Origin of the sequence: Alteromonas sp. MmMcT2-2, from assembly GCF_022348305.1 — a bacterium.
GTDB lineage: Bacteria > Pseudomonadota > Gammaproteobacteria > Enterobacterales > Alteromonadaceae > Alteromonas > Alteromonas macleodii.
The window spans coordinates 1-1,191 of sequence record NZ_JAKRFA010000119.1 but is presented as its reverse complement, the minus strand read 5'-3'; the positions used below and the strand labels follow the sequence as shown (position 1 = coordinate 1,191).

Genomic DNA, 1,191 nt, shown 5'->3' with positions numbered 1-1,191 from the left:
CCGGCATGTCTTTTACGGCATCCAGCATCATCATTCTAATCAGGTTGTAGGCTACCAACAGCCCCCAGAGTTCCTGTCGAACCATCTCAGGTTTCTTACTGCGCAGTGTCAGTTTTGCCTGATGTAGTGTCTGTTTCATTTCTCTGAAGCCCAGTTCGATTTCCCAGCGTTGAACATACACATTGACAACTTCTTCGTAGGGAAACTGCATTGCATCGACCATTGAACTGAGCACGCGGTAAGACTTTCCATCTACTTTGTAGCGGGTCAGTCTCGCTTCAATGGTTTCGGGTAAACCATCAAATTTCTTCCTGGCTTGAGGAGAGGTTTTAAGCGTGATAACAGCATCATCCTCGCTGAGTTGATGTCTCACAGTATACTGTAAATCTTTACGGGCGGGGAGCATCCAGTGCGTATTAACACCTTTAGTCATCCACAAGTACAGTAGCCCCAGCGAATAATACCCTCTGTCAAAAAGGGTCAGAGAGTTATCGGGAACCGAAGGAACAAGCCGCTGTGCAAGAGACATCTCTCCCACATCCCGGCTGTCAAATTCACTGGCCAACAGAAGGTGGCTGGACGTTTCCATCAGACTACACATGCGTACCTGTGGGTACGGATTATCACCCTTAGCATTCCGGTCACAACCAAATGCATCAAGGTTCTCAGCAGTATCCTGAGCACGGAACATTACGCCGTCAACCGCCAGTACATTTAAACCACACCACTGTTCAAAGGCATATTCAGTGAATGCCCGCTGTGCCATCAATTTGAAGACGTGACCGACAGCATCATCACCCAACCTTTGGCGGGCTTGTACCACTGCACTCGGAGCAACAAAGCGGTTTTTACCCGGAAGCGAAACATTGAGTTTATTCGCGATGTCCCAGACAGGATCGTTACGAAAAAGACTCATGCCGACAATGGTTAACACTACCGAATCTAAAGGCAAACGGCGACGTCTGACAGTCGCCACACCTGATAGCTCATAGGCTTGCTGAAGAAGTTCAGGGTCAACAAACGACATCAGTTTATCGATGGCATTTAAATCTTCTGCATGGCTGAATGTTTCATCGAGGTTTGTAAGTAAAGACATTAAAAAATCCGATACCAGAGACTGATATCGGATTTTGAAGCCTTAAAAAGATCGGTCAACCGATCATGAAAATTTTCTTAACTGATCGGCATTAC

At 46.7% G+C, this 1,191-nt stretch carries 1 protein-coding gene; it reads right to left on the bottom strand.

Annotated elements, in window-relative coordinates:
* Positions 1-1,096 (bottom strand): IS4 family transposase (locus tag MHM99_RS21090; RefSeq protein WP_239220465.1); only part of this gene is annotated, 1,096 nt, incomplete at its 3' end.
* Positions 1,097-1,191: the final 95 nt, after the last annotated feature.